The following is a 4,478-nucleotide window of genomic DNA, read 5'->3' on the forward strand; positions in this document are numbered from 1 at the left end:
TGCTTTGGTCTTTCACTGCGAATGACATAATGGTAACAGCTGTAGGCGGATTAATGAGATCGGCATACTTCGACCAGTTCCAGTAAATGCCTGGGTCGGTATGCGTATTGCCGCTGTAGTGCTGATGGCCTTTGATGCGAACGGTCACCGGCAAAAAGTTGGTGCCTGAAGTGGCCGGTCCGCGAAAACAGGTAGTGCCATCTATGCTCCAGCTGGTGCATATATCACGTACCAGGGCAGCCGAACTGGTGTACATGGCATTGGTGTACCAGGTGTTGCCCGATGCTACATATCCTTCGTGCTCAATACCGATGGTATAGTAGTTATGGTCAAGTACATGCCAGGCTTTATCTTTCTCCAACACCATCTGCGTGATCTGTCCGTCAGAAGACCTTACCACGTAGTGTGCCGAAACCTGGGCGCTGGCATTGTTGAACCAGCTGATGGTGCCTGAATAAGAACCTTCGCAGGTATGGATCACCACGTTGGTAGGCGTATAGCCACCGCGGCCAACAGTGAAATTGCTGGTGCTTGCCTGGTCCCACAGGGCCGGGGGATAATCGGTGCTTTGAACCGCTTCCACCCTTGCATTGCTGTTGGTTGGTGTGGTTGAATTGCTAACGGGTAAATTGAACCCGTTGGCTTTAATTCTGTCCTGCATGTAATTAATCTGTACGCCCGGTGCGCTCAGGGTGCGCAGGGTTTGCGGCGCATAGATCTTGTCGAGCTGTATGGTACGGGGGGCTAATTGTAACCCGCCTGAGGAAAACCCTTTTTTCAGGTGATTGAACACCTCGTAGGTATACAGCGAATGCGCATATTGGTTCACCGTGCTGCCGTCATCAGGAATTTCAGCCAGTTTTTCCAGCACGCTGGCAAAGGCTTCGGCAGAAGGGTGTGCGCCCAGTTGTTGTTGCGCTGCTTCACTGCTCAGGAATTTGGCCACTGCCAGTATCTGCAGGCGAACATCATTTTTAAACTGTTCCGGCGTAATGCCACTCAATGCAGTTACTGTAACCAGGTTGTTCTTGAAATAACCTTTACCATCTTCAATAAGACCAAAAACCCCAAACCGCAGCGGCATGGCAGTACCATCGCCATCACCATGGGTTTGCGGTTGCATGTTGTTGAGGCGGGAAGCCGACCAGGCTGTGGCTTCCAACACTCCTTGCGGAATGGAAGGGTACAGGCGGTATGCCTCGGCAAAATAATTGCCGTAACCGTCTGTCTGTTGCGCAGTGACTCGTGCACTACACAATAGAATAAGGAATAAACCAGAAAGTAGTCGTCGTTTACTCATCGTGTTTGATTTGTAATGGTTAAAGAATAAGCGTTTAATGCAAAAAGATCCCTGTTACCTGCAGAAGCGAACTTCCGCGCAGGCAAAAAAATATCCGGTTCAGTGAACAGGGTCCACTGACATAATAGATGTTGGGCTATACTAGTGTAGGGAATAGGACGTACAATGGCCTGGGGCCATAAACAGGCCCCCGATCTAATGGGGATCAGTAAATACGAACCTTGATTTTAAACTACGCATGCCAGGTCAAAGGCACTGCTGCAACGCTCCGGTATGTTACTGGTGAAAGGGAATAAGCAACTACATGGGCTAGTTTGCTTTGGGTTTATGCAGCGGGACAACAACCTCACCGGCTTCCCGCCAGGCGAAGGTCCAGTATGGCAAAGCGGTTAGTGTACAGTTTTTTTCCATGATAAGGTTTTTTTAATAAGAATATGTATTACATAATTAGGATGATTTTTTGAATTGGCAATGCGATCCTCATGAAAATTATATGAACATCCATGAATAGGCATGCTTTCGGTAACGTTGTTGTATAGAGGTAGATGTGTAATCAATTCTGTATTAGACCGGCGCATATCAGTTTAGTAAGCATGTGAGCCAACCTTTTTTTCGTTGTGCCCGCCGGTATGTTGCCAGTTTTTTCGATTTTAAACGAAAACCACACCTGCAAAAAAACGCACCCGGTTAATGGACATACCGGCCTCACGGCATTGAACAATTACAACCTACATATCAACAAGAGCTGTCGGTACTAAACAAACATCAAACCAGCCTTCTTTCTAAAGACTATTTGAGTGATTTATTTTTCAACAATATTAAACCTTATTCAACCTATTAGGGTGTTTGGGTAACCAATATCAGGAAATAGGGTATTTAAAATCATTATCTTTAATAATGTGTTGGAAAGAACTTGAAACCAACTGGCAGCCTGGGGAACAGTATTTGTAATTCGTTTATTGCTTACATATGATATTAAGAAAGATCTTACTGCTAATGACCGGCCTGGTGCTGATAGGGGTGACCGGTGTTTTCTGGGGAACCTGGTTTTCGTTAAGCAGAACAATGTACACTTTGCCGGCAGAAACATTTGTTACGATCGGTAAACAGATCATGCAAAATGTAGCCACAGGCATGAGCATTATGATGCCACTGGGCATTATAGGATTGCTTGTCTTACTATTAATGGCCGGTAAAAAGAAGCGGGCTCATTTCTACTGGCTGCTTTCAACGCTTATCTTATTTGTGGCGGCGCTGGCTATCACTTTGTTTATTGAAGTACCTATCGATAACCAGATAAGGACCTGGACACCCGGGTCAATGCCGGCCGGGTGGGAAGTGATCAGGGACCGCTGGGAGTTCTATCATACCGACCGCACCTTTATTTCCCTGGCTGGCATGGCATGTTACCTGATGGCAGTCATAAAAAGATATAGTTGATCGTGATCAATCATGACATAGGCTTACGCGTTACAGTAAGCATAATTACCTACCATTTGTTGGGGATATCAATCATTAGTTAAATACACGCTAATGTTATTCTAATTTTGGGAAGGGGATTGGTGTTTATACAATAATACATTACGGAAAAATTAAAATCCACCCCTCGCCTATACACCGGTGTCTATCCGCAGCAAGGCTTCGCGGGGCGATGACTATCATGTACGGGTATCCGACGGCGTTAAGAAAGACCTGTTTAGCGGAACCGATCTGAAGGCGCAGGGTGTGAACAAGACCTGGGAAATTGGAAAACGCAACAACCCCGGTGCCGATGAAGTAGAGGTGGCTTTGCAACACCTTACTGCCGACGAAGGCAGTCAATTCAGCCGCAACCGGCAGTATTCATATGTATCACAGTATACCGGCGCCGGCTGGGATACGGCATATCCGCAGGGATCTCCGCTCACCGGTTACCTCACTACCGGCGCCGCCCTGGCCAATAGCGGGGTAAATACCCGCACCATGCGTAGTGCCATCACTGCGGCATCTTACTTTACCAAATTTGCCGGCAACGGCGATACCTCGCTTCCCTATACGCATGTATGGCTGAGTGGCTGGCGTTTAGACAAAAATAATGTGCAGGTATACTGGACCACCAAACCGGAAGTGAATGTCCGGTATTTTATGGTGGAACGCAGGTTGAGCAACGAGACCCGCTTCCGCAACCGCGATTCGATGTCGTCAAAAGCAGTTAACGGGTACAGCACTACCTGGCTGAACTATACTATGAATGACCCCAACAGCTATACTGGTATCAGCTATTACCGGTTGAGGCTGGTTGACTACAGTGGCGGCATCTCTTACACCAACATAGTAGCCGTGGGCAGCAAAACCGATGGCTACCAGTTGCTGTTGTGGCCCAACCCATCAGCCCGGAATTTCTATGTGGGCGTAAACGGCGCAGCGGCTGTTAAATACGTCGTGATCTGGAATGTATTGGGACAAATGATACACCGCGAACTGGTGAATGACCGCAGCATAATTCCTTTGCACATCAACCTGCCGGGCAACTACTTCGTTGGTTTTATTTCACACAGCGGTCAGCTCCTCGAAACAAAGAAACTGGTGGTAACGGGTGACTAATGCCCTTCCATAATTTTACAGTATAATACAATTGAATTACCCCGATGAAAGTTTGCGCTATCCCTGTTGCTTCAAACAGCAGGTCGTTGGGAAGTTCATACAGGGAAGCCGGGAAGAACCAGCGCATGGCTGTTTCGTAAACCGGTAAAGAATAAAGCCGAAGGGGTAGGGGCCGGCATTGTGCGCCTGGTATTTTGTTGGGTGAAGGATAAAACACCGGTGCCGGCATCGGGAATGATAAGGCAGGCCCTGGAATTATTAAATGCTTCATTTCCAGCTTAAAATGTTTTTTTCATGCTTCATTTGGATCAAAGCCGCGCCCAGCATCATTTTTATCGTCAAAACGACACCTGAAACCGGCTTTACTGCAATAAAAGTTTGAAAAAGAATGAAAAAGATTTGGTGGGGAACTAAATCCGCTTACCTTTGCACCCCCTTACGAAACGGGGCGGTGAGAAAGAAGAGAAGACGAAAAGGAATAACGAAGAGGCTCACAAAAAATGCTCTTAAAAAGAAGAAAAAAGTTGGTCGAATGAAAGAAACTCTTACCTTTGCAACCCCAACGAAAAAGGTAGCGAAGAAAAGAGGAGAAGGG

4 protein-coding genes are annotated in these 4,478 nt (G+C 47.0%); 3 read left to right on the plus strand and 1 reads right to left on the minus strand.

The annotated features are described in order from the left end of the window. Window positions 1–1,300: N-acetylmuramoyl-L-alanine amidase (locus A3860_RS36315; protein ID WP_143774440.1), on the minus strand; the 1,300-nt coding region annotated here is incomplete at its 3' end. Window positions 1,301–2,269: 969 nt separating this feature from the next. Between A3860_RS36315 and A3860_RS36320 the strand changes: the two genes are divergently transcribed. The 3 genes from A3860_RS36320 to A3860_RS41790 form a co-directional block, all read left to right on the plus strand. Continuing rightward, window positions 2,270–2,740 (plus strand): anthrone oxygenase family protein, encoded by a 471-nt coding sequence (locus A3860_RS36320; RefSeq protein ID WP_081155509.1) that lies wholly within the window; start codon window positions 2,270–2,272, stop codon window positions 2,738–2,740. A 180-nt stretch (window positions 2,741–2,920) separates the two neighbouring features. After that, on the plus strand, window positions 2,921–3,883 hold the full coding sequence (locus tag A3860_RS36325) for a T9SS type A sorting domain-containing protein (RefSeq protein ID WP_081155510.1): 963 nt from the start codon (window positions 2,921–2,923) through the stop codon (window positions 3,881–3,883). A 388-nt stretch (window positions 3,884–4,271) separates the two neighbouring features. Next, window positions 4,272–4,478 (plus strand): hypothetical protein (locus A3860_RS41790; protein ID WP_216823594.1); only part of this gene is annotated, 207 nt, incomplete at its 3' end.

This window comes from Niastella vici, assembly GCF_002077945.1.
GTDB lineage: Bacteria > Bacteroidota > Bacteroidia > Chitinophagales > Chitinophagaceae > Niastella > Niastella vici.